Annotated in this window: 22 protein-coding genes; 2 read left to right on the forward strand and 20 right to left on the reverse strand. The window is 62.3% G+C overall.

Annotation, left to right across the window (positions count from 1 at the left end; translation table 11 throughout):
• Positions 1-49: 49 nt before the first annotated feature.
• The 14 genes from NKI99_RS26350 to NKI99_RS26415 all read right to left on the reverse strand — a co-directional run bounded on the left by NKI99_RS26350 (position 50) and on the right by NKI99_RS26415 (position 19,375).
• Positions 50-2,761 (reverse strand): right-handed parallel beta-helix repeat-containing protein, encoded by a 2,712-nt coding sequence (locus NKI99_RS26350; RefSeq protein WP_352612646.1) that lies wholly within the window; start codon positions 2,759-2,761, stop codon positions 50-52.
• Positions 2,762-2,855: 94 nt separating this feature from the next.
• Complete coding sequence (locus NKI99_RS26355) at positions 2,856-5,204, reverse strand: glycoside hydrolase family protein (protein WP_352612648.1); 2,349 nt, start codon at positions 5,202-5,204, stop codon at positions 2,856-2,858.
• Positions 5,205-5,635: 431 nt separating this feature from the next.
• Positions 5,636-5,950 (reverse strand): hypothetical protein, encoded by a 315-nt coding sequence (locus NKI99_RS26360; protein WP_352612650.1) that lies wholly within the window; start codon positions 5,948-5,950, stop codon positions 5,636-5,638.
• Between the two features lie 8 nt (positions 5,951-5,958).
• Positions 5,959-6,252 (reverse strand): hypothetical protein, encoded by a 294-nt coding sequence (locus NKI99_RS26365; protein WP_023814084.1) that lies wholly within the window; start codon positions 6,250-6,252, stop codon positions 5,959-5,961.
• On the reverse strand, positions 6,240-8,726 hold the full coding sequence (locus tag NKI99_RS26370; protein WP_352612652.1) for an HNH endonuclease: 2,487 nt from the start codon (positions 8,724-8,726) through the stop codon (positions 6,240-6,242). The genes NKI99_RS26365 and NKI99_RS26370 overlap by 13 nt, the downstream gene beginning before the upstream one ends.
• Positions 8,726-9,232 carry a hypothetical protein gene (locus tag NKI99_RS26375; RefSeq protein ID WP_352612654.1) on the reverse strand — a complete coding sequence of 169 codons (507 nt, stop codon included), beginning with the start codon at positions 9,230-9,232 and terminating at the stop codon, positions 8,726-8,728. Before NKI99_RS26375 ends, NKI99_RS26370 begins: the two co-directional genes overlap by 1 nt.
• 4 nt (positions 9,233-9,236) lie before the next feature.
• Complete coding sequence (locus NKI99_RS26380; protein WP_352612656.1) at positions 9,237-9,905, reverse strand: hypothetical protein; 669 nt, start codon at positions 9,903-9,905, stop codon at positions 9,237-9,239.
• A gap of 243 nt (positions 9,906-10,148) precedes the next feature.
• Entirely contained in the window at positions 10,149-12,632 is a 2,484-nt protein-coding gene (locus NKI99_RS26385; protein ID WP_352612658.1) for a phage tail protein, read from the reverse strand.
• Positions 12,632-13,228, reverse strand: a complete 597-nt coding sequence (locus tag NKI99_RS26390) for a phage connector family protein (protein WP_023814089.1) — start codon at positions 13,226-13,228, stop codon at positions 12,632-12,634. The genes NKI99_RS26385 and NKI99_RS26390 overlap by 1 nt, the downstream gene beginning before the upstream one ends.
• Positions 13,229-13,736: 508 nt before the next feature.
• Entirely contained in the window at positions 13,737-14,162 is a 426-nt protein-coding gene (locus tag NKI99_RS26395) for a hypothetical protein (protein WP_023814096.1), read from the reverse strand.
• Positions 14,163-14,188: 26 nt separating this feature from the next.
• Positions 14,189-16,237, reverse strand: coding sequence for a hypothetical protein (locus tag NKI99_RS26400; protein WP_352612660.1), 2,049 nt, complete (start codon positions 16,235-16,237; stop codon positions 14,189-14,191).
• 279 nt (positions 16,238-16,516) lie between these two features.
• Positions 16,517-17,506: a Coat protein gene (locus NKI99_RS26405; RefSeq protein ID WP_352554723.1), complete on the reverse strand. Its 990-nt coding sequence runs from the start codon at positions 17,504-17,506 to the stop codon at positions 16,517-16,519.
• Positions 17,507-17,687: 181 nt separating this feature from the next.
• On the reverse strand, positions 17,688-18,599 hold the full coding sequence (locus NKI99_RS26410; RefSeq protein WP_352612662.1) for a hypothetical protein: 912 nt from the start codon (positions 18,597-18,599) through the stop codon (positions 17,688-17,690).
• Positions 18,600-18,805: 206 nt separating this feature from the next.
• A complete protein-coding gene (locus NKI99_RS26415) occupies positions 18,806-19,375 on the reverse strand; it encodes a hypothetical protein (RefSeq protein ID WP_352441224.1) in 570 nt (189 codons plus the stop codon).
• 257 nt (positions 19,376-19,632) lie between these two features.
• On the opposite strand from NKI99_RS26415, the gene NKI99_RS26420 reads away from it, so the two are divergent.
• Entirely contained in the window at positions 19,633-19,947 is a 315-nt protein-coding gene (locus NKI99_RS26420) for a YMGG-like glycine zipper-containing protein (RefSeq protein ID WP_027040217.1), read from the forward strand.
• 201 nt (positions 19,948-20,148) lie between these two features.
• On the opposite strand, the gene NKI99_RS26425 is transcribed toward NKI99_RS26420, so the two are convergent.
• The 6 genes from NKI99_RS26425 to NKI99_RS26450 form a co-directional block, all read right to left on the reverse strand.
• Positions 20,149-20,610: a hypothetical protein gene (locus NKI99_RS26425; protein ID WP_352612664.1), complete on the reverse strand. Its 462-nt coding sequence runs from the start codon at positions 20,608-20,610 to the stop codon at positions 20,149-20,151.
• Positions 20,611-20,691: 81 nt separating this feature from the next.
• A complete protein-coding gene (locus NKI99_RS26430) occupies positions 20,692-21,123 on the reverse strand; it encodes a hypothetical protein (RefSeq protein WP_352441226.1) in 432 nt (143 codons plus the stop codon).
• The gene (locus NKI99_RS26435; RefSeq protein WP_352441227.1) at positions 21,120-21,392 is read right to left on the reverse strand and encodes a hypothetical protein; all 273 of its coding nucleotides are present in this window, start codon (positions 21,390-21,392) and stop codon (positions 21,120-21,122) included. Before NKI99_RS26435 ends, NKI99_RS26430 begins: the two co-directional genes overlap by 4 nt.
• 12 nt (positions 21,393-21,404) lie before the next feature.
• The gene (locus NKI99_RS26440) at positions 21,405-23,144 is read right to left on the reverse strand and encodes a hypothetical protein (RefSeq protein WP_352441228.1); all 1,740 of its coding nucleotides are present in this window, start codon (positions 23,142-23,144) and stop codon (positions 21,405-21,407) included.
• A 253-nt stretch (positions 23,145-23,397) separates the two neighbouring features.
• Positions 23,398-23,721, reverse strand: coding sequence for a Bbp19 family protein (locus tag NKI99_RS26445; protein WP_352612667.1), 324 nt, complete (start codon positions 23,719-23,721; stop codon positions 23,398-23,400).
• Positions 23,718-25,487, reverse strand: coding sequence for a portal protein (locus NKI99_RS26450; protein WP_352612669.1), 1,770 nt, complete (start codon positions 25,485-25,487; stop codon positions 23,718-23,720). The genes NKI99_RS26445 and NKI99_RS26450 overlap by 4 nt, the downstream gene beginning before the upstream one ends.
• A gap of 301 nt (positions 25,488-25,788) precedes the next feature.
• Here NKI99_RS26450 and NKI99_RS26455 point away from each other — a divergent pair, with 301 nt between their 5' ends.
• Positions 25,789-26,400 carry a class I SAM-dependent methyltransferase gene (locus NKI99_RS26455; RefSeq protein WP_352441231.1) on the forward strand — a complete coding sequence of 204 codons (612 nt, stop codon included), beginning with the start codon at positions 25,789-25,791 and terminating at the stop codon, positions 26,398-26,400.
• Positions 26,401-26,544 lie beyond the last annotated feature (144 nt).

A 26,544-nucleotide genomic window follows, 5' to 3' on the forward strand; every position in this document is an offset into this window, starting at 1 on the left:
TGGATCAAAAAAGCAACCTAGGCGATTCGGTCATTCACAACGACAAAGTCTACAACTCGAAATCGCCCGCCCAGCCGACTGTCGCGCTGACCACCCATGAGCCCGTTGCGTATGCCTCCAGGGTTACACGCTCGCCGGGATCGAGAATGAGATATTTCCCTGCACCGCCGCCCTTGATCGTGTCCGTCCCGTTGGGCTCGATGTTCATGACATGGGTTGCGTGCACTCCGGCAAAACCGATCCGAAGGCCAGGCACGGCAGGCGGCAGCGTATGTGTCCACGTCGCGCCGGCGCCGTTGTTGTGGCAGAGTGCCCGGTTATGAAGTCCGGACAGCGTTGTGTTGACGGTCAGATTGATCGGCACACTCGACGTCCCCTGCAGGCCGGGATTGTTGCCGCCAATAAACCTGGTCACGATGCCGGCCGTGATGGAACTGCCGGTGCCATCGCCAACCCATTCCGACATGTCGAAACCATCGACCAGCATTTCGTCTATCGCGCCGCCGGTGGTTACCCGAAAGGCAATGCCAATGGAGGTCGAGTTCTTCAGGGCGATGTCCCTGAGACTGGCTTTGCGCAGCCGCTGGCCCACGGAAAGGTTGAACCGGATGCCATGCGACTGGGTGTTTCCCCTGATGCCAGAAAGGCTAAGGCTCGCCGGTGTCACGACGTTCGCAACGACAATGGCGTCGGTCGAGCAGTTCATCAACGTGCCCGGGCCGATCGCAAGAGGCGTCTGGTAGGGCGCGGCGATTACGGCTGTGGCACCTGACGTTCCGCCCGTGATCGTCTCGCCAGCCGGAAAGATGCCGGCCGAACCGCGCACATAGATGCGCCGGGTCGCGCTGTTTGCCGTTTTGGCAACCGCAGAGGTGCCCCCAGTGATTGTTTCAGCGGCCTGAAACGTCCCGCTTATCGGCAAGACCCTCAGCACGCTGGCAAAGAAGTCGACCAAGATGCCCGTCGCGCCGGATGAACCGCCAGTCACCGTCTCACCGAGTTCATAGTCGACGGTTGAACCGGTGATGACGATTTCAAAATGTTGGAACCGCAGGGTTCCGGTCGAGCCAGAGGTGCCGCCGCTGACCGTTTCGCCAGTCGCAAACGATCCAACTTGCGAGCTGAGGGCGAACTGATATTCGCCGTTTGGCTCCAATTGCAGGGCTGTGTTGTAGCGATCGATGTACCAGTTATCGAGCCGGCCCGACTGAATCTGAACGCCGAAGACGTTACCGGCAGAACTACCGGAGAGCCGGTTGCCGATTGCCTTGACATTCGAAATGACGATCTCGCTGTTGGCGTCAGTCGCAGCTACGCCAACCAGACAGTCATTCGCCACCACGTTGGTTATGATCCCTCGTGGATCTCGCGCACCGGTCATCTCCACCCAGACACCGGCGGAGGGGCTGTCGAGATGTGCATCCGCGAAAACCCCGTCGACCAACACGTCGGTGGTGTTTAGATTCCCCGTATAGGTCAACACGACGCCGTCGCGTTTGCACTTCGCCGACCGGATGTTGCGCACGATCGGCTTGCGGACGCCGGCCACGTAAACCGTATCGCCAAACTCGCCGCCGGTTGGCGTGACGATGTTATAGCCGTCAATGTCCTCAATCGTCGGGCTGTCGACACAGAGCGCCATCACGCCGGCAAGGCCAAGATTGCGGACTTTCACGCCGCGAATTGTCGGCCGCTTCCGGCGTGCACCAGTGGAAAGGCCGACGCGAATACCGATAGAAGCCTGGTAGCCGGCATGTGATCCACCATCGATCGTGAGGTCCCCGTCTATCAGGACGTCATCGGCGGCGATATCGATGACGGGATGGTGGGCGGTAACGGTACCGACTGGCGTGCGCAGGATCAGGGCAGAGCCGCCCAGGCATTCGACGCGCTTCTTCGCTGTCGAGATCGTGTGGTTGCCGTCTGTCTGGTAGGAGCCGTCAATCAGCACATGCGGATAGCTGCCCGCGAGCAGTGCACCTATTGCAGCCGTGGCATTCGCACCGCCACCACGCGCCCCGAGCATTGATGCCGTCACCGGGGTTGAGGCGAGAGTATAGCCCGTCTTCATCATGCCATCGCTCAGCGTGATCACCAAATCCCCGGCATTCGTTCCATTCTTGCGGTACACAGCGCCGCTGCCTGCCACCTGAGAGCTGTCGTAGAAGGCGGTGCGGATGTATGTGGGTGCTATCGGCGGGGAATAGGCCTCCGCCGTCGCCTTGGTTGCGAATTGCGGATCGAGCACCGTCGTCATGGCGCCCGTCGCCACGTCCGCCGCGGCCTGGGCCCGGTCGATGATGCCTTGGGCGGCTGCCTGGATATCGCCGACGGTGTCGTCGGACTGGTAGAACGACAGCACAATGTCGTCGGCACCGATCACAGGGTTCAGCGTCTGGAAGGCAAAGACGAAATCGGCCGAGGCGTTGCCCTGCTGGACATGCACCGTCGTTCCCTTCTGCATGGTGCGCCCGGTGCGGGCATCGGCGGCGCGGAACCATCGGCCTTCGCTTACCGTATAGATACCGTTTTGCGTCTGGTCGGCCTGGTCCTTGACCAGCACGCGGTCGCCCACCTCCGTCGCCACCCCGTCGATGGTCTGAAGGCCGAAAAACGCAATGCTGGCGGTCGTTGCCAGACGAACGGGTTCGCGCTCGCCGGTCAGAACGCGAACGGCGGCGGCTGAAGATCGGGCCATGCTGGCTTGCTCCATGAAAAAAGCCCGCAAAAGCGAGGCTGAAAAAAGATTTTGGTCTTGCAATGCAGCGAGCCCATCCCTCGGGCCTGCCGATCAGCCGGCTGATGACATCAGTGGCGATTGTGATGGCGCAGCGGCGTCGAACTTCTCAGCAGAATCAAACCTCCTGAAGCCGCACAACGGCGTTCCAGCCATAGGTCTTTGCCGCGACGCCGGTAACGGTCACCTCAATTCCGGAAGCCCCAGCGGTGACCGACGCGTCGAGCGATGCGGCGTCGGTTGCATATTCGCCGATCACCGTTTTGGTGATCGCACCTTCGATCGCCAGGGTTCCGCCCGTGTTGCGGATCACCCCGGCGAACACATAGCCGGCGCTGGTCGACGATGAACCATCCGTGCGGCGGGCAGCGACATCGACGGTGAACTTTGCGCCTTGCCCTGGCCTGATCGGAACAAAGCTGTTTCCGGCTTCGAAGACCATAAGAACGGGCGTTGCGTCCGGCGTCGATTTATAGCCCTTGAAAAGATCGCCGCCCCGGTTTCCTTCAATCAGCGCTATGTGCGATCCGTCATCGGTTGGCTTGCCCGTCGCCGTGCCGGAGTAGATGTTGCCCCGCACCTCGATGTTCGGCGAGGATCCGCTGACTTTCACGTCGTTGACGACACTGCCGGTCGTCGCCTTGAAAAGGCCACCCGTCGCCCTCTGCCGTTCGCTCGATAGTGTCGACAGGGCGACATAGGACGATCGCGCATCCGCGATGCCTGCATGGGTTTGCGACATGTCGCCGTTCAATCGAACGCCGATGGAAGCGGCTGCGCCGCCCATGTCGACAAGCGTGTCAGCCGACACAATGGTCTCATCCGCCGCGCTGAAGACGCCATAGGCATTGGCCTGGGTGAACCCAAAGATGCGGCCGGCGCCAATCCTGACGCCGCGCGAGATCTGTTGCCCAGCCGGGGTTTCGATATAGATGCCCTGATGTGTCGCCTGGATGTCGAAGGACAGCAGGCGAAGATCTTCGATATGATGGCCGGTGCCGGCGCGAATGCCTTGCTGCACGCCTTCCGTCACCAGGCTGCGCACCTCGATATCCTTGGCCCCTCGCAGCACCAGACCATAAAGGCCATCCCTGGATTTGGCACTGATGCGAAGGCGTTTGTACTTCAACACCGATCCGACGGGCACAGCGCTGCGGGTGAAGGCGACGGCCGCGCCAAGCTGAACGCCGCCAAGCTGCGTCCAGTCGATATCCACCTCGATATCGCTCACCGGCCAGTCGTCGTCGCTCTCTGCATCGAAACCGTTCAAATAGGCACTCACGCGAGCGCGGCGGACAAACACGTGACTTGTGCCGGAAACATCGTCGTTGATGGTGACGATGTTGCGCGCCGTGTCGCCTCTGGCGTCGTCAATGTAGACCCAGTTGGAATCGGCAATGCGGTAGTGATCGCCTTGCGTACCGGTGAGCGTGCCATGCTCGATCGTGACGCCTGAAATGCCGCTGATGTTGAAAACGCCAAAGCCGTTCGGAGCCGCGACATGATTCCAGGCGCCGTTGACCTTTGGAGCGATGATGCGGTTGTCGCCCTTCAGGTTGAATAGGTGCGTGGCCTCCTCGGTGCGCTGTAAAAGCGCCTTGTCGTCAAACTCGACCATCAGCCCCTGCGGAATGTCGATATTGCCGGCCAGCGAAAATGTGCCAGCCGGGATGATCACCCTGCCCTGCTCGGCGGCAGCAATGGCGTTGACGATCGCGGTCCTGTTGTTGCCGGCTGCCGTGTCGGCGCCCGCAGCGCGAATGTTGATCTCCTTTGCCCTCGGTGCGTTGATGATGTCGAAGCCGGCTTTCGCCCCATCTTGCAGCGTGATCGCCAGGCCGCCCCCGCCAGCCGAAATGGTGCCATTCTTCCTGTAGAGGGCTTGGCCGTCGCCGACCTGCGAATAGCCGGCAGTCCTGATATAATCCGGCGCGATCGCCGGTGAGTATGCCTCTGCCGTCGCCTTGGTTGCGAATTGCGGATCGAGCACCGTCGTCATGGCGCCCGTCGCCACGTCCGCCGCGGCCTGGGCCTGGTCGATGATGCCTTGCGCGGCTGCCTGGATATCGCCGACGGTGTCGTCGGACTGGTAAAACGACAGCACAATGTCGTCGGCACCGATCACGGGGCTCACTGTCTGGAAGGCATAGACGAAAGCGGCCGAAGCCATGCCCTCCTGGACATGCACCGTCGTCCCCTTCTGCATGGTGCGCCCTGTGCGCGCATCGGCGGCGCGGTACCAGTAGCCTTCCGACGCCGTATAGATGCCGTTCAGCCTGGCGTCCGCCTGGCCCTTGACCAGCACCCGGTCGCCGGTCGCGGTCTGGACGCCGTCAATCATTTTGAGGCCCTGGATCCAGGCGACGCCGTCGATGACGATCGTCTCCAGGTTCGCCGTCGTTGCCAGGCGCACGGGTTCGCGCTCGCCGGTCAACAGGCGAACGGCGGCGGTTGCAGGTCGGGCCATAAGGCTTGCTCCATGAAAAAAGCCCCGCGCAAGCGAGGCTGTGAAAAGGGTCTGATTTTGGGGCGTGGGCGCGTCGGGAGGTTAACCCCCGTCACATGGGTGGGACCGATAAAAGTGCGCTGTCACCGTAACTGCAGTACAAGGTCGGCATCAGCCTTTTCGCCTCGGTCAGCAACCCAGTTGCCGCGCTTTTCGCACGCACTATCGATCTTTTAGATAATTTCGCGCCCAGGCTCTTGCTTCGGGGCTGCCTACATTTGGCGAGTCGTGCTCTTGCACTATTTTCTTTGTCTAGATTTCACTCCGATCCGTATCGATAGAATTCATAAAAGTGCATCGTCACCGTAATCCCCCTCCGGGGAGATGTCGGGCAGGACGAGGGGGCGCCGTAGAACGCCAGCCGCACCGCAATTCCAATCAGAAAACAGCGTTCAACCTGCGAAGTTATTGTCCACGAACATCTCGGCAAATTGCTGAGGGTTAAGCGTTACATTGTTGTCGCGGGCGATTTTGAGATTCTTTGCCCACATATCCCGGATTGCTGCCGGCATTCCCTCGGGCATGTGCATGGCTTGGGCAATTGCATCATGCCATTGTCCGTCGCCGCCATAGATAGATTGCAGTTTGGGGGCCATCTTTTTCAAGCCATCCTCCGACTCTTGAGAAAGTTCTCCAATGGCCCAGAGCACATAAAGCTCCAGCAGCCTAAGCAGCGGCTGTCCATCGTAACGTGGGTTAGTCGCCATGTTTCCCCTCACGCATCATTGGTGGCGTATTCGATGAGTCTTTGGCAGATAGCCGACAGGCTGGGCTTTTCCTTCAGTGAAGCTACCCAGGCCTCGGTAAATTCAATCGCAATGAATATCTCGATGAAATATGTAAGCCCCGCTTTGGCTGCCGCCTTCGGAGGCACCGTGCTATCGTCGGGTGCGGTCGCAACCATTGCATTGGAATCTTCAGTCCAAGGCTCCGCCACATAAATCGTGTCATCCTCGTCAAAGTCCGACAACCGTCCAACAATATCCAACAACTTGATTATTTTCCCCATAAAGAAAATCCTCCTCGACGATTCGGGTGCAATGCTTTCTGAAAGATAGTCCCAGGATCATGCTGCGATCTAGGGACAAGTTGCATCACACCGGCTTTTGTGTCGTGGTGCCAAGTGTAGCCGGGGGGCGCTCTTCGGGGAACGAGCCCCCTCTTTGTCCGCTGGAGGTTAATTCCCGCATCTTGCAGAGCTTTCGCGAAATCCGGCTCTCTTTCCATTAGCACCAGCAGGGCTTCGTTGGCCGCCTGGAAATGGCGTGGGCGCGAAACGTTCGGATATAATGCAGAATCTATCTCTGTCTCGAACACCACACTATAGAATTGACCGGTCGGCCCTCGACTAGCGCCGTCGCCTGCTTCTTCTGTCAGCGGTTCGGACCCGGGTATAGGTAAGTCGTCTACGCCTTTGTAAAGATCCGCTCCTTCAGAAAGAGCGTCCTCCGTCGAGTCAGCGAGCTTGCCGCTGCTTCTGCGAACAAGCGCCTCGGCCCCCTCCGCTAGGTCGTCGGACCGCCTCAAGACCTGCGAGAGTTCCTTAACCAAAGGCCCCGCAATCTTGCCGGCTTGTTGCAGGCCGACGGATACCAATTTCTCGGTGGGGAGCGTTCCTAAGACATTGAGAATGGTGTCGCCGACGTTGCCAGACATCGCGGACGCAACAGCCTTATCGGCCGCGACCATGGGCGCAATGCCGAGCAGCGAGATGCCCTGCTCGCCGGCTCCCTCGGAGCCAACCAGCATCCGCGCCAGATTACGCCGCACGCTGCTTGGCTTACTATCGCCGGCGATAAGGTAGCCAAGCTTATCTTGGGGCGTAGGAATGTAATTCGTGACTTCTACATGCGAGTCCCGCAGACCCAACTCGGCTGCTTGGCGCAGATCGAGCAGCATTTCGGGGTCGACTATCCAATCGCGACGTGTTCGATCAGCTAGGCTTCTCTCTGTCTGCGCTGCACTTGTCCGAATTAGGTGGTCTAGCATTGCCTTTTGGGCAGCTTCGGTAGGCAGTGCAGCAAAGAGGTTGTTTAGGGCGGGATCTTGCGGGTTTGTTCCGTTTTTGAGTCCGTCGACGACGCCTCCCGCCACGGAATTGGGCAGCGGTTGAATCTTCTCGAAGCCCAGTTGCTGCTGAGCGGCGATCGAGCCGATGATGGCTGCCTGATAGTCTTCCGGCGTCGAAAGATTGTTCCAAGCCGCATCGAGATTCGCGAACGTCTTACGTACATAGCCACCCGGATCGCCCTGCCTCTCTTTGAGCGTGAGGTCGGCGGCCGTGGCTATTACTTCATGACGCGCGCTGTCCTCTTCCGGCGTAGCACTATCGGCCTTGGGCGAGGACTCTTTGACTCTGGCCAAAACGGCCTCATTCGACATGCCACGCATGCTGTAGAATTGCCGACTGACATCCATTGCTTGGCTGAAGGCTTGGAAGCGCCTGACGCCTTCGGTGGCGCCGTAGAGAGCGATGAACTGCTCCGGAGTCTGCACGGGGCCGGAATAGGTTCCAGTTTCCCTGATGGAGCTTGGCGCATTCTGTTCGGCGAGGCCGATGCTGGTTCGTGTTTCGACCTGCCGTGCGATCTCAGCGGTCCGCGCTTTCTGGGCCAACGCTGGCCTGTCTTCAGGCGGGATGTCGTCCCGGACAACCTGCACCGCTCGCTCATATGGCGTCGGCTCGCCAAGGCGATCGTCCCTTGGCGCCACAGAACTTGTGGTATTTGCCTGCGGGCCACCAACCGCCTCGGCCGTATCATCTTTGATCCGGCTGCCAGCCCGCCCCGCACCCAGCATCTCAGCCGCCCGCTTCGGATCCTGGGCAATCATTGCCTGGACCAGCGCCTTGGCCGTGTTGGTGCGCCAGGTGGCCTCGGCTGTTTGCCGAATGATCGAGTTGCCGATCTTGGCGATCAGGTCGAAGCCGCTCTGCCGGATCGCCTCGAATGTCTCGGCGTCGTTCGGGTCGCCCTGTGCGATGGAACCCGTGGACATGTTGTCGATCTTGGTCCACTCGGCCAACTCATAGTCGTCGCGCTGCTGGAGCTGCCGCTGCGCCATGCGCCGCGCGCCAATCGCGCGCATCGTCTCCTTCTGCCTGGCGAAACCAGCGCGCTGACTCTCGGGCATGTTGGGCAAGGCATCATCGAACAGCGTGTCGAACAGGCCTGTTTTGACCACCTCGCCGGTGCGCGGGTCGACCTGGCCGTACATGGTTTCATGCAGGCCGCTGCCGTCGGCCGGCGCGTTCGCGGCCACCTCGTCTTCCGCCTGCGCGATCCGGCCGTTGAACCGGCGGCGCGCCAGCTCGGCGTCGAACGCCTCTTGCTGGTCCCTCATCTGCTGGTAGCGCTCGGCGATAGCCGAGAACTGGTCGCCAAGACCCTGCATGGCGCCGCCAATCGGCGATCCCCCGGGGTACGGCACCGCATTGCCGGCATCGAGCCGGCGCTGCGCTATGTGGAGCGGAATGGTGGCCATCAGTAGAGGCCTCCGGTGGACGAGCCGCCCGGCGGCGGTGGGAAGGCGCCCTTGCCGAAGGTCACGGCCTTGGTCGGGTCGTAGAGGCCGGAGAGACCCGATACGAGATTGCTGCCGGCCTTGAAGATCGAGGCCGTGACCGCCTGCTTGCCGGAGAAGCGCGAGAGCGCGGCTTGCGTATTGAGACTGTTCTGGCGCAGTTTCGAGCCGTACTGGATCGCGTCGAGATCAAGCTGGCCCTGCCTGGCATTGGCGGCCAGCACCTCGGCCGGCGAGCCTGATATGCCGACGCCCGAGGCGCCGGCCTGCGCACGCGCCTGGCCCAGCAGGAGATCCTGCTTATGGCGCTCCTGGCTCTGCTCGAAGGCGGAACTCTGCGCCTCGGCCTGCGCTTGCTGCCCGTAGGCCTTGGCCTGATAGTCGGCCATCATCTGCTTCGACTGCTGGCCTTCGACCAGCGCGCCGCCAACAGAAAGGGCGGTGCCGATAAGGGCAAGTGTGCACATGCGTTCAGCCTCGTTCGCCAAAGGAGGTGTTTGCGGGAATGAATTTGCTTTTGACGCCGTCCACCGGCGCGCCGAGCGCCGGGCGCGGGTCGAGCGCACCGCCGGGGGTGAGGAACGACACAAGCAGCCTGTCGGCCTGCAACGCCGGCCGGCTGAGACGGGCGGGTGCAGCGGCCCGCGGGCCGGCCATGGCGGCGCGGCGGGTCGTGGTCAGATTGATCTTCAGCTCGGCGACGCCGGCGGCATCGAACAGGCCGTTGGCGGTGGCAATGGTGCGGGCGAGCGCATCGGCCTCGAACAATTCCTGGCGCAGCAGCTCGACCAGCCGGCGGGCGCTGCCCCAGCGCTCGCCAAGCGTTGCAGCTTTGGCCTTGATCTCGTCGCCAAGCGCGGCGATGTCGGCCCGCGCTTCGCCTTGCGCGGCCTCCGCACGGCGCTTGCCGGGGGCGTCGATGGTCTTTTCCAGCAGCCCGATCTGGTCGTTGCAGTCGTCCAGCGCGGCACGCGCGGCGGCCAGGTCGCCATCGCCGAAGACCGCGCGGTCCTCGGCTTGCGCCAGTTCGGTTCTGCAGTGAAGCGCGTCGTTGAGGTCGGTGTCGAGCAAGGCGATGACGGCGGCGAATTCGGCAGCCGTCCGCGCCATCCCGAGGATTTCGGCATGGGGAGATGTCATTTCGGGGATCCTTTGGTGAATTGTTATCTCCCCACTCGAGGGGGAGATGGCCGGCAGGCCAGAGGGGGGTCGGCACGACCGGGTGCGACCTACCGCGGCAGATGAGATTGGCGCTTCGCGTGGAGCGTCGGCATCCTCTTTCAACGTGGAGGAGGTTGGCGTCCGGTCGAACCGACCCCCTCTGTCGCCTCCGGCGACATCTCCCCCTCAAGGGGGGAAATCACCATCTTCAACGCCGGCGCTCTACGGCTCGGCGTCGAACACCGGCGTGAACGCACGGATCGTGCAGGGCGTCGGGTTGACATGGCGGATCCGCACTCGGCCCGGCCCTTCCCAGCTGTCGTCGATCGGCACCTCGACATTGCCGGTGAACAGCGTTGCCCGCCCGTCCGGCGCGATGATCGAGGGCATGCGCACCGGCTCCCAGCGGCCGCGCATCAAGGACTGGACTTGAAGCCCCGTGGTGTCGGTCTCCAGCAGCGACAGGATCACCTTCGCCACCTTCTTGCGGCGGCCGATGATGGAGCCGTCGCGGCCGCCGACATCGAGCTCCAGCGTGTCGGCGCCCGCCGCGTAGGGCAGGCCGAGTTGCCATTTGGCGGCGGTAGAACCGCCCGGCAGCGTGACGGTGCCGCCGCCGCTGACGGTCAGCCCGCGATAGACCTTGCCGTCGGCGAGCACATCGACGGACTGGCCGGCAAGGTGCATGGCGCCGCCCACCGTGGTGACCGCAAGACCCGCGTAGGACAGGCCGCAATCGACCTCGAAGGCGTCCGCGATGGCGCCGTATTCGAACGGCGCGGTCTTGATCTCGATGTAGCGCCTGGTCACGCCGCCAATGCTGCGCTTCACGATCAGCCAGAGATCGTCATTGCCGTCCTGGCCGGGGGTGACCGCAGCGCTTTCGACATCAGCCCAATTTGAACCATCGGAGCCCGCCCCGCTGACGTTGCCGCCCAGGCGATGCCGGTGCATGCCGCGCACCTCCTGGCTCGGCTGATGGGTGTAGCCGCCAAGCTCGCCATTCTCGAGCGGGAGCCACAGCAACGGGTCGGGATCGGTCTGGAAGGCGAGCTCGACCACACCCTTTTTGGGAATATGCTCGGAGACCTGGCCGACATCGTCCGAAGCAAAACGGCTCTGCGCCGTCTGCGTCAGCTCGGCGATCGATTTGCGCGAGCGTGTGACATAGAGGAACGACTGGCCGGCATCCACCGGGCGGATGCGGGCGCAGCCAAAGGTGCGCGAGCGCCGGTTCTTGAACGAGGAGGGCGTCAGCGCCTCGTCGATGCCCGAGCCCGACAGGGCGCGGATGCCGCCTGAGGTGCCGATCAGAAGCGCGCCGTCGCTGTCGGCGATCCAGACAATGTCGTTGGCCTGGCCGCCGCCCGCCTGGACGAACTCCAGCGCATCGTCGTCCTTCTCGCCGAGAGCGAAATTGTCGAAGTCGCCGGTGGCCGAGGCATAGACCGAGAATTTGCGGCTGAAGGCCAGCCGCTCCTCATAGAGCGAGCCGCTCTCCACATGTTTTCCGGGAACAAACGTACCGAGCCGCCAGCGCGTGATCGGGTTCATGTTCGGCAGCGCATGGCCGTAGAGGATCACTTTGACCACCGTGGTGCTGGTGCGGCTGGTGATCCTCGCCCACCGCCAGATGCCGTCGGCGCCCAACAAGCGGATGGCGCGGCCGACATCGGTCGCCTGGAAGCCGGTGTCATTGTTGATGCCGATGCTTGAAGACGCGGTGATGTCGAACGGCGTCTGGTCGAATGCGGCGACATGGATCGCAAGCTCGGCCGAAACGCTGCTTTCGGCATCATCGCCGCCACCGCCGCTGAACACCAGTTGATGATATTCAAAGGCCGATTTGTTCGTGAATTCGTAGAAGCGCGTCTCGCCATTGCCCCAGCCGAGCTCGCCCGTACGAGTATCCAGGGTGACCCAGTTGGTGCCATCATTGGAACCCTGCAATTCCCAGGCGGTGAAGAAATCATAATTGCCCGTTGCCACCCGTGACGTGGTGATCCAGTAGGCATCGGCCACGCGCTGTGAACCGCCGGCATTGCGGAACCGGATATAGCCGTCACCGCCGCCAGAGATCTCGATATCCTGCGTCTTGTCGCGGTCGAACATCTGCCAGGCAGAGGCGCTGCCGCTGCCGGTGGAAGCGGTGCCGGAAGGCGTCGTGTTGCTGGTCATCTGCGGCGTCAGATGCCCGGTGTCGGACGGTGTCAGCGTCGTCGCCGTGTCGTTGACCGGGTCGTAGGGACCGTCGAGGAATTCAAAATCCGTCAGAGCCCACGCCGTGTGTGCGCTGCGCGTCAGCACCTTGGGCGGATAGTCCCGGTGAGTGACCCACATCTGGTCGGCCGACTGGACATAGGCGAGCTCGAACAGGTCCGCCTCGAGATAGGGCGAAGCGACCTCCACCGTGTCGACGCGCGCGCCATAGGCATGGACGCGGATGTACCGGTCGCCGAATTCGAGCGCATAGGCTTGATCGGCCGAGAAGATGAACGGGATCAGCCGCGTCGTCTTCGCGGAAATCTTCACCTCGCCGGCAAAATAGGTGCCGCCGCGCTTGCGGATGCCGCCATGCGGCAGGGTGATGAAGTTCTCGCATTTGGCCAGCGCCGCCCGATAGAAGTCGAGCGAGGCGCGTGCATGCAGGCGCGGCGAGATCTCGCCGCGGGTGAAGACGTCCTGGACGGGATAGAGCGTCGTCATCAGCGCGCAATCCTGTTGTCGCCGCGCTGATTGGACCACGAGGCGGTGTAGAGCCGGCTGCCGCGCTGGATGGCGTTGGCGTTGAGCGCCGCGTCCAGCGCCCGGTCATAGGCCGAGCGGGCAATATCGATCATGCCTGACTTGTGCGTCAGCGGATGCGCCACCTTGACGGCAAGGGCCGCCACCAGAACCTCGGTGAACAGCGCATCCCAGTCGTTGGGATCGGTGAGGTTGGCGACGTAACGGATGGTCAGCGGGCCGGACTGGTCGGAATAGATCAGCCCCGCCTCCTGGCGCCACGAAATCGGCACGCCGTCCGGCTCGCCATCACGGGTCAGCGGCAGCGGCCGCAGGCAGTCGGCCGGCAGTTCATAGGCAAAGGTCAAGCCGCAATCGCTGCCGGTGTCCGCCCCGGCAACCGTGGCGCGCAGGATGGCGAACACCCAGGCACATTTGGTAAGTTCTGCTTCCCTTGCGAGGTCGAAATGCAAGTTGAGCAGCCGTGCCGCCTTGACGTCCTGATCGAGACTGTCGATCGGCGCCTCGTCGAGCACGGCCAGCGCCATGTTGGCGATATCGAGCGGGGTGATGGCCATGGGTCAGCGCCTCGTCCATGTGGGTCGGGTCATGATTTTCTCCGGGCATGAAAAAAGCCGCTGCGAAGCGGCTGGGGGTTTGGATGGCGATATTCAGAGATCGTGCTCTACGCCCCCTCCGATCTCCCTTCGTGGGGTTGAAGAGTGGTCCGCGTAGCGGACGGAAAGCCAACTGCTTGGCTTTCCGAATGACGAAAGCCGGCAGGACGGAGGGGGCGCTAAGAAATATTGTCAGAACGAGGAATTACGGCGGCAGCGCACTATTTTCCAAGTCTCAGTCCGGACATGCTATCGACAAAACGCGCGAGATCTCCGGCATCTCACTGTTATTCGTGATTCCAACCCTTAATATCGGGGTAACACGGGAACGTCGTAACGAGCACATCACCGGTCCAGCCCTCTACCACGTAGTGGAGCTTGGTCACAATCGGAGGATGGACGCTGGGGTCCAAAACGGTGTTTCTGCCAAGCCCACCAGCCACATCAGGTCTGATATAGAAATACTGCATTATCCACCTATTGGAGGGTTGAACAGATGTCCGTATTTTTTGTCGATATAAGCCACGTAGTCCAGCACCTGCTGACGAGTGGCCTGAGGATGCGACGCATAAAATTCGTCCCATTCGTATCGGAAAATTTTGTTGTGCAAGAGGTTGTCCAAGCTTTTAGGAATCCCACGCAGATTCTGAAGCGAGTGCATCTCCTCTTCGGCCACGAGCCCGAGATATCTGTTCAAGATTTGCTGCTCAGCCGCGTGGTGGACCACAACTTCACCCTCCAGTTTCGGGTTCGCGTCGAGAAACGTTTTGCGGTAATTTTTTGAAAGAGCCTTGCCAAACGATGCCCCCGCGTACTTTATCTTTGAGGGGTCTCTCGCGATTGACTTTATTATTTCAAGAAGCTCGGCCTTGTCGGGCTTTGCACCTGTGCCCAAGCGGTAAGCGGCCTCATTTGCTGCATTTACTGCACGAGCCTCCGCATCGCGGCTTGGCGAGCCACCGCGCCCTCAGCGGCAAGCTCCGATGTGGCGCGCGAACCACTTGTTGCAAACTCCTCCAGCGGTTTGGCAAACTTGCCGGTCCCGCCGCGGATTATGGCCAAGCCTTTTGCAACAGCTTCGCCGACTGTCTCTAATGCCAAGCGCCCTTCTGCAACCGCCCCCGAGCCAGGGGTGGCGGGCAGTTGCTCAAGGAAACCCAAAGGAGAATCGTGCAGATCCTGGAGAGCTATCCCAATGTCATGCGGGATTCGGCCTAGGGCCTCGAAACCCTCGCTCAGATAATCGCCGAAGTCGTCCGCAGCTCGTTGGAGTGCAGACCGGGCTTCGCCAGGAGGCGCTGATGGAAGCCGTCCTTGCACTGTCGCAGCAGTGACGATCGGGCCGACTTGGGCCGATCGAGAAAGGCCAGCTTGATCCAACTGCTGAGATAAGGCCTGGCGGACACCCGGATCGGGCGCTGCTGCTAGAAGATCACGCAGGATGATGTCCTTCTTAGCCTGCGGCATGTTTTTGTCGCCGAAGGTGTCAGCTATGCTTTGGACAACGGCCTTCGGCAGAGGTTGAGGGGTCTCGATGCCGAGTTGCCTCTGGGCTGCGACAGAGACGGCGATGGCCCATTTGTACGCCTCCGGATTGCCGGTCTCCGACTTGCCATCCGGGCTCGTTGTCGCCTTCCACGCGGCGTCGACATTGGGGAAGACCTCGCGGACGTAGCCAGCAGGGTCCGCCCGCCTCATGTCCAGGGTCTTGAGCGCAGCGGCAGCCGTAACCCGATACCGTGTCTCCTCTTCGTTGGAGCCGACCGGCCCAGGCTCCGCATCGCGCAGCGCTGCGTGGATCGCCTGGTTGGGCATCGTCCGCATGCCAAAGGCTTGGCGGCCGACATCCATCTTCAAGCTGAAGTCTTGGTACCGATCGCCGCCCTCCTCGGCGCCATAAACGGCGGCGAAGTCGGCGGGGCTGGGCATCTTGCCGGAATAGCTTCCCGTATTGGCGATCGCGTTCGGGGCGTTCTGCGCAGCGAGAGCGATGTTGGTGCGCGCCTCGATCAATTGGGCCGTATTCGCGGCGTGTGCCTGGTTGATCAGCCGCTGAATGTCATCTGGAGACAGGTCGGCGAGATGGTCGGTTGCGGGCTTGATCGCCGTATCAGGCGCCGGAGCAATGTCCCCAAACGCCTGCGCCACGCGCTCGTCTGGCGTGAGCTTGCCAACGCGATCGCCTTTCGCGGCAGCCGCCTCTGATCTGCCCGAGGCAAGAACCCAAGTGATCGGCTGAACGTCTCCCGAAGACTCTTCCGGGGTCCTGACACCAAACGTCTCCAGCGCGCGTTTCGGATCCTTGGCGATCAGCGCCTCGAAACGCGTCTTGGCCGCGGTGCCGAACCAGTCCTTCACCTTCTGCTGTCTGATCCCGGGGTCGAGCCCCATCTTGGCGATCAAGTCGAGCCCTTCCTGGCGGGCTACTTCGAAGGTGACAGGATCGTCGGGATCGGCGTTGCCGATGGCGATGCCGCTGGTCGTGAGCACCGTGTCGACCTGCGCTTGTTCATAGTCTTCGCGCTGCTGAAGCTGCCGCTGCGCCATGCGCAGCGAGCCAACCCTGCGCATCGTCTCCTTGTGCTCGGCGAAAGCGGCGCGCTGGCTCTCAGGCATGTTCGGCAAAGCCTTGTCGAACAGCCTGTCGAACAGGCCGGTCTTGACGACCCTGCCGTCGTACGCATTGACCTGGCCGTACATGGTCTCATGCAGGCCGGCGCCGTCAGCCGGGGCGTTGGCCGTCACCTCATCTTCCGCCTGCGCGATCTGGCCGTGGAAGCGGCGGCGGGCCAATTCGGCGTCGAACGCCTCCTGCTGGTCCTTCATCTGCTGGTAGCGCTCGGCGACAGCGGAAAGGTGATCGCCCAGCCCGTGCATGGCGCCGCCGATTGGCGACCCCTGCGGATATTGCGGCGCGTTGCCGGTGTCGAGCCGGCGCTGGCCAATGGAAAGGGGGATGATGTGTACCATGGCTGTTCCCTGCTCACGAAGCACTGAGGGCTGAACGGCCGAAAATCACCCGGCCGCTGCGGCACGGCCGGCAATGGCGCTCGAGGCCGATGCCTTCGTCGGATCCGGATTTTGGAGAGGCCGCCAACGAGCGTGTTGCCCACGCATTGATTCGGCGGGCCAATCCTGTGCCGGCGACGGATTCCGGCTCTGTTTGTCACGCCAGGATCGGAACATGGTCGGCGCCAAGTTTAGAAAAGAAGCGGGAGCGCATCGCCCCCGCCCCCCGCCTCGGTCCTATCAGGCCTCGGTCGTCTTCAGCGCGATGAACGTCATGTTCTTGACGCTCGACGCGGTGCGGTCCCAGTTCGCAGCCAGCGCCAGTTCCGCATCGGTGGCGAATTCGCCGGCCGAGGAGGCGTCGAGGAAGCGGGTGCCGGGCACATGCGGCACAAAATGCCGGCGGCCGACCATTTCGGTGATGCCGCCGCCATGGCCCTGGCGCGGCTTGCGGTCGAACTCCAGCGGGCCGCCCTCGGTGTTGACCGGCAGCTCGTTCCACAGGATCGCCTTGTCCTTGAACATGAAGGCGGTGTAGACGCCCGCCGTGACCGGGATATCGTCGTCGACCACGGCCCGCAGACCCATATAATAGGGGATCAGCGGTCCGCCCTGCTCGGAAGACGGCACATAGTCGATGAGGTCGGCGAGCTTCAGCGCCTTCATCTGCTTGGAGTGCATCCAGATCGTCTTGAACTTGTCCGCGCGGTCGCCCATCAGATAGGCGGCCTCGATGATGTCGGTGTCGACGATGGAGGCGCCGGTGGTGCGCACCAGGTCGCCGCCGTCATTGGCGACGTTGTCAGCGACGACGCCTTTCAGGATGCCGAGCAGGGTCAGCTTGTTGGCGCGCTGCCAGTACTCGGTCTGCCGCTTGACGATCAGCTTCTGCGGATCGTCGCCGGCTAGGATCGAGGTCAGGTCCGGAACGCCCCACGCCTGGGCGCGGACATTGCGGGCGGCGACCTCGCGGCGCGAGCCGATCTTCTTCATCTCGATGGAATCAGCCGGATCGTCATTGACCGGTTCGGACGGATCGTTGCCGAGGTCCTTCCAGCCGGGCATGTCGACGGAGCGGCCGCCCATCGACAGCTTTGACGAGATGGCCGGGTCGGAAAACAGGATTCCGGCCTGGTAGATCTCGAGCGACTGCACATGTTCCTCGAAAGCATATTGCGCATAGACGGACGGAACGATCGCGTCCGCGATACGGGTGTAGGCATCTGCCATTTTTCTCTTCCTTCAGGTTTGGGTTGGCGGCGGGTGCCCCCTCACCCAGCCTCTGCTTCGCTCGGCTGACCTCTCCGGGGGAGAGGAGACTTGCGACGTCGGCGCGCCTCTTCTCCCTGACGAGGAGAAGGTGGACGCGAAGCGGCCGGATGAGGGGCGTTTCAGTGCGGCTGATCGATCGTCAGCGCGGGTTGTTGGGCATCCAGCGGTCGGGGTTCTCCCCGGCCTCGCGAGCCAGCCGTCGGGCGCGGGCGGGGTCGCTTTTGACGAGGGCTGAGATATCAGTCAGGTTGCGTTCGCCGGCGGCGTTGCGCTTGAACGGATTGGCTCCGCTCCGACCAGCACCGCCGTCGATCGTGTCTTCGCGGAACATCGCCTCGCCGATCGCCTGGAACGCCCTGGCGATCTGCGGATCGGTCAGCGCCCCGTTGGGCAGAAGGATGCCCTTCGCCTTGTAGGCGTCGACCAGGCCGAGCTTTTTCATCGCCCGGTTGGCGACCTCCAGCTTCTGGCGAAAGCCGTCGCTGTCGGTCGGTCCCCAGTCCCTGACAAGGTCGTCATGGGTGGCTTCGACCGAGCGGGCGAGCGCGGTTTCCTGACGCGCGGCCTGCTCGGCCATGTAGCCGACGAACTTGTCATGATAGGCCTGCGCGGTCTTCGGCGAAGCACCCGCCTCGACCGCCCAGGCCTTGGATGCGTTGGCGAGTTCGTCCGAATAGGCGAAGTTTTCCGGCAGTCCTTCCGGCCTGATGTATTCGACCTTCTCGGACGAGGTGACCGGACGCATGGCCTCGGGCAGCCGGGCATGAAACCGGTCCCAGTCTTCCCGCGATGCGTCCGGGGCGGGAACGCGCAGGCTCTCACCCTGCTGCCGCTCCAGCTCCGCATAGGATGTGAAAACCCGATCGAGGCTTTCAGGCTTGGTCCAGCCCTTGGTTTCAGCGAGCTTGCGGTTGCCTTCGGAAAGACCGTCAAGCCAACTTTTGGCGGCAGGCGCGGCGGACCCGTTGTCCGCGCCTGCCGGTGACTGTGCCGGGTTGCCCGCCGGCTGCGCACGCGCCGCCACGGACCCGGCGTCTGCCAGATCTGTCATGTGTGAGATTCCTTTGTTGAGGTTAGAAAAGACCCGACGGCAAAAGCTTGGTATCTCCCCCCTCGAGGGGGAGATGGCCGGCAGGCCAGAGGGGGTCGCCGCGCGTGGAGCGCCAACTTCATTCGTCGCCGGGAGTCGCGCCCAGTCGAACCGACCCCCTCTGTCGCCTTCGGCGACATCTCCCCCTCGAGGGGGGAGATTAGCGCTTAGACGTCGCCCCAGTTCTCCCAAAGCAGCGTGATTGTTCCGGTCACGGCAATCGTCCCGTCAGCGTCGATATCGGAACCGGTTGCAAACGCGAGGTTGAGATGGAGATCGACCGGCGTCGTGGTGCCATCCAGCGTCACTGCGGCGGCGATGTCGGCAACCGAAGCCGTGGACAGTGCGGCGCCGGCGCCGTCGAGCGTGCGGGCCGTCGACGCCAGCACATTGACCATGGTTCCAGCCAGCGTCGCGCTCGATGCCGCCGCCGAACCGAGCGACCAGTTCAGCGCTGCATTGTCGTTGATGGTCGCCGCGCGGGTACCGAGCACAGCGAACTGCAATCTTGCCGTGCCGCCCTTGATGCGCACCTTGCCCTCGATGAAGTCGAAGATCTTTTGGGCAGCATAGGCCAGCGCATCGGTGACCGGCACCTGCATGCCGGCGAAGGTGAAGACGGTGCGATACGATCCGCCCTGCCCTGTGGTGACGGCTTTCAGGCCGGGCCTGGGCGGGGCAAGGCCGGCCTCGCGGGCGGCGGCGCGGACAAGCGTCCGGGGAAGACCTCGGGTCATGGCATTTCTCCATTGGTGAGTGAAATTCTGGAAGCCCGACCGAGTGAACCCCGGCACCGGGCCGAACCATCGAAGGCTGAATCATTTTGACAAGGAGCGGCGCTAGCGCCTTGTTCGAAAGAGGTGTTTTCGGCCCTCGGCCCATCAACGCCCGAGAAACCATGTCTTATATCGTGAGGCCGCGTGCCCCCGTTCCGCCGCAATGCGAACGCACGGGACGAGCCATAGGGATTTCAGGCCTTCAAGGGAGACCGCACATGAACTTTCACAAAGCCATAGCCGCCGTGCTGATGACTGCAGCACTGGCAGGCTGCGCGCAGACCGAGGGGCAGCAGCGGGCCGGGACCGGCGCGCTGATCGGCGGCGCCGGCGGCGCCCTCGTCGGCCAGGCCATCGGCGGCAACACCGAAAGCACGCTCATCGGCGCCGGTGCCGGCGCCCTGCTCGGCGCGGTTGTCGGCAGCTCCACCACGCCGCAGCGCCGCGGCGAACAGATGTGCCGCTACCAGGACCGCCGCGGCCGCATCTACACGGCACCCTGCGACGACCGGTACTACAACGGCGATTATTGAGGCGCTGATCTTCCCTTCTCCCCCCTGTGGGAGAAGGTGGCCGCGCAGCGGCCGGATGAGGGGTGTTCCAGCTTGGCGACACCCTTTTCCGAATTGCGGTGACAGTGCACTATTTTCCAGTTCTCAGCCCAAACGTTCGCTGCAGTCACATCGGTGCAGCCGACAAATGAACTGTCATCGCAATTAAAAAGCGCGATCCCGTTACTGTTCGTAGGGTTCGACCACTGCAAACGGTATTCCCAACGACTCCAGCAAATCAAGAATGCGTTTAGAAATGACGAGACGGAAGGGTGTTGCGATCCCGAAATCGTCGCGGCCAGCCTTCCCGTTTACCTTCAGCCAGACGAAAGGTGGTAGCTCCAGCCCGGGTTGATCCTCTTGACACCCTTCCGAGGTAGTCACCTCGGCCTCGGCGAACGTCGCACCTGAAAAGCCCATCTTCTGCAGTGCGCGCTGGGTTTCTTCAGTAACGAGGAAACAGGGGAATGTCGCAACGATCACATCGCCGAACCAGCCTTCTACCTCATAGTGAAGCTTGGTCACGATTGGCGGATGGACGCTCGAGTCGAGAACGGTGTTTTCGCCGATCCCGCCAGCGACGTTCGGCCTTATTTTGAAGTATCCGGTCGACCCGTTGGTCGGATGCCCCCCGTGCCGCCTCATGTGTCTCTCCCGCGAATTTCGCCCTCAGGCCAGCAATCCATCGCTTCAACACCGCCCCCCAAAGAGCCAGGGCCGAGGCCATCAAGACGCTTCAAAAGGCTCAATCAAGGCATTGGAGATCCCCAATGGCTTGAGGGCATCGAGCACGCGCTCGGAAACGACTAGGCGGAGATCTTTCGCCATTCCGAAATCATCGCGACCGGCATCCCCGTTCACTTTCAGCCATACGAAGGGCGGAAGCTTCTGGTCCGGTTGCATTTCCTCGAACAATTCAGAAGTGGTCACCTCGACCTTGTCGAAGGTTACGCCTGAAAATTCACTCTTGAGAATTTTCTCTGCAACATCTTCGGTGACTAGATAGCACGGGAATGACGCCACCATCCTGTCCCCCAACCACCCATCAAACTCATAATGTAAACGGGTTACGAGAGGGGGATGGACACTCGCGTCCAAAATGATGTTATCGCCAAAACCACCAGATACCTCTGGCTCAAGATAATAATATATTTTCATAATTTATTGATCTCAGGAAAATCGAAATCTGACTTAGAGGCCGGTCCATGCAAATTTTCTACGATGTCTTTATACTTACTACCAACAACTTCAACCACTTCGAAATATTGAAATCCCATCAGCCTTCCAACGATTTTTTTGAGGAAATCGAATTCTTCTTTGCTCCTTAAATCTCTTCTATCAAGCAAGAATTCATTCAGAGCCTTAGAGGTGCCAAGAATTAATTGCACAATAGCCTCTGCATCATCTCTGCGGAGATTGTCTACCATTTAATTCGTCCTTCAATGCCCGTAATTTTCCATACACCTGGCCATACAATAGTGGAATGGTGCTCCGTCGTACGTGCCGGTGGGCAGTGTGGCGTTGGTGCAAAAGTCGATACACAAATTCCTCGCGACTGACTTTGATATACCAGCTACCTCGACGGAAGGATAGATGTTCTCATTTTGTTCATACATTGCGGACGCGGTCTGCTGGTTCTCCAACGCCTCAGAACGTTGCCCGCTCCCCGAATTCGGTTCAGACGCATCGGTTGATGCATCTAGTGTACCTGCTTCCGTGTCGCTCGCATGGTGCAGCAGTTCACGGATATCTAGTGCGCTGGTCGGGTCGGCCGAGAATGAATTTGGCAAGGGTTGGATGTTCTCAAAATCCAACTGTTCTTGAGCAGCAATAGAACGGGCAATTGCGACTTGATAGGCGGCCGGATCGTTGCCGTCCGGGCTCGTTGCCGCCCTCCACGCGGCGTCGACATTGGCGAAGACATCGCGAACGTAGCCAGCAGGGTCCGCCCGCCTCATGCCCAGAGTCTTGAGCGCAGCGGCAGCCGTAACCTGATACCGTGTCTGCTCGTCCTCGGAACTGCCCGCCGCAGGCTCGGCATCACGCAGTGCTGCGTGGATCGCCTGGATGGGCATCGTCCGCATGCCAAAGGCTTGGCGGCCGACATCCATCTTTACGCTGAAGTCCTGGTACCGATTGCCGCCCTCCTCCGCGCCATAAACGGCCGCGAAGTCAGCGGGGCTGGGCATCTTGCCGGAATAGCTGCCCGTATTGGCGATTGCGTCCGGAGCGTTCTGCGAAGCGAGGGCGATGTTGGTGCGCGCCTCGATCAGTTGGGCCGTGGTCGCGGCGTGTGCCTGGTCGATCAGCCGCTGAAAGTCATCTGGAGATAGGTCGGCGAGATGGTCGGCTGCCGGCTTGGTCGCGATCAGATCGGGCGCCGGAGCACGGTCCTTAAACGCCTGCGCCACTGCTTCATCAGGTGTTTTCTTGCCGAGGCGGTCGCCGGAGGCCTCGCTGCCGGAGGCCGGCGTCCCGACACCAAATATCTCCAACGCCCGTTTCGGATCCTTGGCGATCAACGCCTCGAAGCGCGTCTTGGCCGCAGTGCCGAACCAATCCTTCACCTTCTGCTGTCTGATCCCTGGGTCGAGCCCCATCTTGTCGATCAGGTCGAGCCCTTCCTGGCGGGCTGCTTCGAAGGTCACGTGATCGTCGGGATTGGCTTTGCCGATGGCGATGGCGCTGGTCTTCAGCGCCGTGTCGACCTCGGCCAACTCATAGTCCTGCCGGCGCTGGAGCTGCCGCAGCGCCATGCGCCGCGCGCCAACCGCGCGCATTACCTGCTTCTGCCTGGCGAAGTTGGCGCGCTGGCTCTCGGGCATATCAGGCAAGGCGACGTCAAATAGCGTGTCGAACAGGCCTGTCTTGACCACCCGGCCGGTGCGCGGATCGACCTGGCCGTACATGGTCTCATGTAGGCCGGCGCCGTCGGCCGGCGCGTTCGCCGCCACCTCATCTTCCGCCTGCGCGATCCGGCCGTTGAACCGGCGCCGTTCCAGCTCGGCGTCGAACGCCTCCTGTTGCTCCTTCATCTGCTGATAGCGCTCGGCGACAGCGGAAAACTGGTCGCGAAGACCCTGCATGGCGCCGCCGATCGGCGATCCCTGCGGGTATTGCACCGCATTGCCGGTATCGAGCCGGCGCTGGGCAATGGAGAGGGGGATGATGCTGACCATCGGCTGTTTCCTGCCCAACTGGCTTTGAACAAAAAGGGCGCGCCGGCGAGCACGGCACGGCCGGGTCGTACGCTGGCTGTCGCGTTCGCGGGTTTTGTCGGATCGATTTTTGGAAGAATCCTGGAGCAGCGGTGCTGCCCGGGCGGGTCGGCTCTGCTCGTCGTCAGCGCGGCCACGTCGCGGAGCCGCGGCGACCGCTATGTCGGGCGCGTCCGATTGATCGGAATGTCGGCGGGACAGCGTCGGCGAACAGCTACCGCTCCTCCGCCCGTGCCGCCTTCTCCAGCGCCACCAGCTGCGCGTCATCGAGCGTCAGGAACCCCATAATGTGCTGCACCACCTCGGCGCGCGCATTGCTGAGCGCGCTGTGCAGCTCGAAGCCGTTCGGCGTCCTGGTGCGTGCCATCCACTCGCCATAGGACGGACGCCGGTAGTAGCCGGTCGTCGCCGCGAGGTCGGCGAGCACCATCTCGCCGCCCTCGCCGGAAAACACTCGGAGATAGGCCTTGGCCAGCGCCTCCCGCGCCCTGGCAGGGCTGCCGGCCTGCCCGGCATGGGCAAAGCGTTTCCGGCTCATGCGCCACCACCCGTCGGGCCGACGGGCTGCCCGCTTTGACCACTTTGCGCATCTTGGGCGCCGCCCAGCATGCCTTGCAACCCGTCGAGCAGGCCGCTGTCGCGCGCCAGCACCGCCGCCGGCACCGCATCCTTGGCCGCCTTCCCAGCCGTGGCGATCGCCGCCATGCCGGCCTGCGCCTGGCTTGCCTTGGCGCGGGCGTCGCGAAGGCCGTCGACCTCCTCCTTGCGGCGGAAGATGCGCTGCGGGCTGCGGCCGGCGCTCTGCACGATCTTGATCGCCTCGTCGCTGTCGATGTTGTCCATCACGCCTGGATCGAACTGCGCCATCTGCATGGCCGTCGTCACCACCTGGATGGTGTCGCGCGCTTCGGCCGAGCGCCTGAGCACGTCGAGCGGGCCGGTAAAGGTCGGCCGCACCGCCTTGCCGGCCAGGCTCTCCGGCGGCACGAAGCGGCTGTCTTCGTCATAGAGCCCCTTGTCCTCCAGAATGCCGAGCTCGCGATCGAGATTGCTGGCGAAGCCGGCCTGGATGATCGAGCCGGACGGCCCCAGCAGCGCGCCCTTTTCCTCTTGGCGGATCAGCGCCTCGGTAGCCGTCATCTGCGGGTTCTGCACCAGTGTCTGGAACAGGTTGACGAACATCATGTCGCGGATCTCGTCGGCGCGGCTCTGCGCGTAGTTGAAGGCATAGGTCGGGTTCTGCCCGGTCGAGATTGGCGCGATCAGCGGCCGGCCATTGTCGTCGATCAGCCCCGGATAATTCTCGCCCGGATTGAGCACCGGCACGTAGTCGAGCCGGGCCTTCGAGGCGGTCGCCGGATCGGTGATCTGCTGCAAGGCACGCAAGCCCGAACGGCGCACGGCATTTTCCTCGCGCACGGTCGTCAGCGCCTCGATAGCAGGCGAAATGCCATAGGGGTCGCCCTCGTAGCGGCGCCAGTTGAAGGTCGACACCGGAAAGGTGCGAAAACCGCTTTCCCGCACGATCTCCTCCTCGTCCTCGATGACGTGGTAGGAGGCGAAGGCCGTGTCGAGATATTGGTATTGGCCGCCGAGCCGGTACATCTTGCGCTCGTCGCGCGGCTCAATGCACTGGATCAGCGAGATCTTCGTCTCGCATTTGGCCGGATCGTCGACCAGAACCTTGATCTGCGCCGGCAGTTTTTCATAGCCGAGCAGCTGTGCGGCGTGCCGCGCCGTGCGCTCGTAGCGGCGGTGGAAAATGTCGACCTGGCCCCAGCGGTTGCGGCTGAGATAGCCCTCGACCACCGGGATCGAGGCATAGCGAATCAGCGTCGCGCCGAACCCTTCCTCGGCATAGAGATAGGCCGGGCCATAGCGCACGACATTGCGCAGGCAGGCCTGCGTCGCCGGCACGAAATTCGAATTGGCTGAGTAGCGCAGCGCAAACAGGAAATCGCGCAAGGCCTCCGCCCATTCCTTTTCCTCGTCGGTCTCCTCGTCGTTCATGGCCGCCGTCGACAGCCCGTGCCATTTTTCCGACTGCGGGATGATCAGGCTTTCCAGCCCGGCGGCCAGCCGGTTGGCGGCCGAGTTGATGGTGTTGGCGTAGACGCGGGCGCCGCGCCGCTCCTGCCGCTCGGCCTGCGAGTCCTGGCTGCCGGTTCGGCGGCCGCTCCAGATATCGGGCGCATCGGGGTCGCAGAACTCCGCCACCTGCTCCCACACAGTCTCATACTGACTGCGCTCGCTCTCGAGCTTGGACTGGCGGGACAGGATATTGCGGGCGCGGGAATCGGTCATGATGTTCTCACTTGTTTGGCGCGGCGGAGCTGCCGATTGATTGGAGATGCGGAGGGACAGCACCCCCCTCTGGCCTGCCGGCCATCTCCCCCGCATGGGGGGAGATCGGCAGTTTTGCCGACGGCGCGTTTCCTGCAACGTCGGCAATTGGCGAAAGCGGCAGCACATCCAATCTCCCCCCTTGCGGGGGAGATGTCCGGCAGGACAGAGGGGGGTGCCTCGCGCCAGCCTTCCCTTGTCATCTTTTGCCCACTTGGCGGTGCTACGAACTTGCTCGCGGCGGGTTTTGGAGGAGGTCGATGTGACGACAAGCCTTGCCGCCCTGAAAAGCCAAAGCAAACGCGCCGTGAAACGGCTCATCGGTTACGATTCCCGCAACTGGCTACGCATCCGCCAGATCGAGGCGTTCACGCTCTTTCTCGAAGCCGGCAACCGCAAGGCTTCCGACGTGATCGAGATCTCGCCCGGCTGGAACCGCTACTGGCGGGCGATGTGCCCCAATTACCGCTCGGTCGATTTTCCGGCCTTCGACATCTGCAGGGATCGCACCGACGAGCAATATTCCATCGTCATCGCCGATCAGGTGCTGGAACATGTGCGCCGGCCGCACGCGGCGGTGGAAAACATCCACGCCATGACGAGGCCCGGCGGCTGGGCGATGGTGGCGACACCTTTCCTGTTTCGCGTTCACGCCAGGCCGCACGACTACAACAGATGGACCCCGGCCGGCCTCAAGCAGCTGATGGTCGATGGCGGCTTTCCGGAAGCCAACGTCAAGGTCCACGGCTGGGGCAACAAGGCCTGCGCCAGGGCCCATATCGGCGGCCCCGTCCGCGCCTACGGCCTTTGGCGGGACTTGAGCAACGACGAGGAATACCCGCTGATGGTCTGGGCTTTTGCGAAGAAGGCGTGAGGGGCTGAAGCTGCCAATCTCCCCCCTTGCGGGCCTGTTGCAAAATTGTGTGGATGTGATTCCCTGTTTTTGAAACGGGGATCTTGCGATGACGACGAAGCCGAGCGGTCAGTTCAGTTTTGTGGAGGCTCTGCTGCCGCAGGG

Origin of the sequence: Mesorhizobium sp. M0239 (genome assembly GCF_040321815.1) — a bacterium.
GTDB lineage: Bacteria > Pseudomonadota > Alphaproteobacteria > Rhizobiales > Rhizobiaceae > Mesorhizobium.

Excerpts from the sequence above, each read along its gene's own strand:
- NKI99_RS26425 (WP_352612664.1), bottom strand. The coding sequence starts at position 20,610 with ATGAGGCGGCACGGGGGGCATCCGACCAACGGGTCGACCGGATACTTC.
- NKI99_RS26390 (WP_023814089.1), bottom strand. The coding sequence starts at position 13,228 with ATGGCCATCACCCCGCTCGATATCGCCAACATGGCGCTGGCCGTGCTC.
- NKI99_RS26400 (WP_352612660.1), bottom strand. The coding sequence starts at position 16,237 with ATGGTACACATCATCCCCCTTTCCATTGGCCAGCGCCGGCTCGACACC.
- NKI99_RS26410 (WP_352612662.1), bottom strand. The coding sequence starts at position 18,599 with ATGACAGATCTGGCAGACGCCGGGTCCGTGGCGGCGCGTGCGCAGCCG.
- NKI99_RS26415 (WP_352441224.1), bottom strand. The coding sequence starts at position 19,375 with ATGACCCGAGGTCTTCCCCGGACGCTTGTCCGCGCCGCCGCCCGCGAG.
- NKI99_RS26375 (WP_352612654.1), bottom strand. The coding sequence starts at position 9,232 with ATGTGCACACTTGCCCTTATCGGCACCGCCCTTTCTGTTGGCGGCGCG.
- NKI99_RS26365 (WP_023814084.1), bottom strand. The coding sequence starts at position 6,252 with ATGGGGAAAATAATCAAGTTGTTGGATATTGTTGGACGGTTGTCGGAC.
- NKI99_RS26435 (WP_352441227.1), bottom strand. The coding sequence starts at position 21,392 with ATGGTAGACAATCTCCGCAGAGATGATGCAGAGGCTATTGTGCAATTA.
- NKI99_RS26405 (WP_352554723.1), bottom strand. The coding sequence starts at position 17,506 with ATGGCAGATGCCTACACCCGTATCGCGGACGCGATCGTTCCGTCCGTC.
- NKI99_RS26355 (WP_352612648.1), bottom strand. The coding sequence starts at position 5,204 with ATGGCCCGACCTGCAACCGCCGCCGTTCGCCTGTTGACCGGCGAGCGC.
- NKI99_RS26385 (WP_352612658.1), bottom strand. The coding sequence starts at position 12,632 with ATGACGACGCTCTATCCCGTCCAGGACGTCTTCACCCGCGGCGAGATC.
- NKI99_RS26420 (WP_027040217.1), top strand. The coding sequence starts at position 19,633 with ATGAACTTTCACAAAGCCATAGCCGCCGTGCTGATGACTGCAGCACTG.
- NKI99_RS26370 (WP_352612652.1), bottom strand. The coding sequence starts at position 8,726 with ATGGCCACCATTCCGCTCCACATAGCGCAGCGCCGGCTCGATGCCGGC.
- NKI99_RS26450 (WP_352612669.1), bottom strand. The coding sequence starts at position 25,487 with ATGACCGATTCCCGCGCCCGCAATATCCTGTCCCGCCAGTCCAAGCTC.
- NKI99_RS26380 (WP_352612656.1), bottom strand. The coding sequence starts at position 9,905 with ATGACATCTCCCCATGCCGAAATCCTCGGGATGGCGCGGACGGCTGCC.
- NKI99_RS26440 (WP_352441228.1), bottom strand. The coding sequence starts at position 23,144 with ATGGTCAGCATCATCCCCCTCTCCATTGCCCAGCGCCGGCTCGATACC.
- NKI99_RS26445 (WP_352612667.1), bottom strand. The coding sequence starts at position 23,721 with ATGAGCCGGAAACGCTTTGCCCATGCCGGGCAGGCCGGCAGCCCTGCC.
- NKI99_RS26430 (WP_352441226.1), bottom strand. The coding sequence starts at position 21,123 with ATGAAAATATATTATTATCTTGAGCCAGAGGTATCTGGTGGTTTTGGC.
- NKI99_RS26360 (WP_352612650.1), bottom strand. The coding sequence starts at position 5,950 with ATGGCGACTAACCCACGTTACGATGGACAGCCGCTGCTTAGGCTGCTG.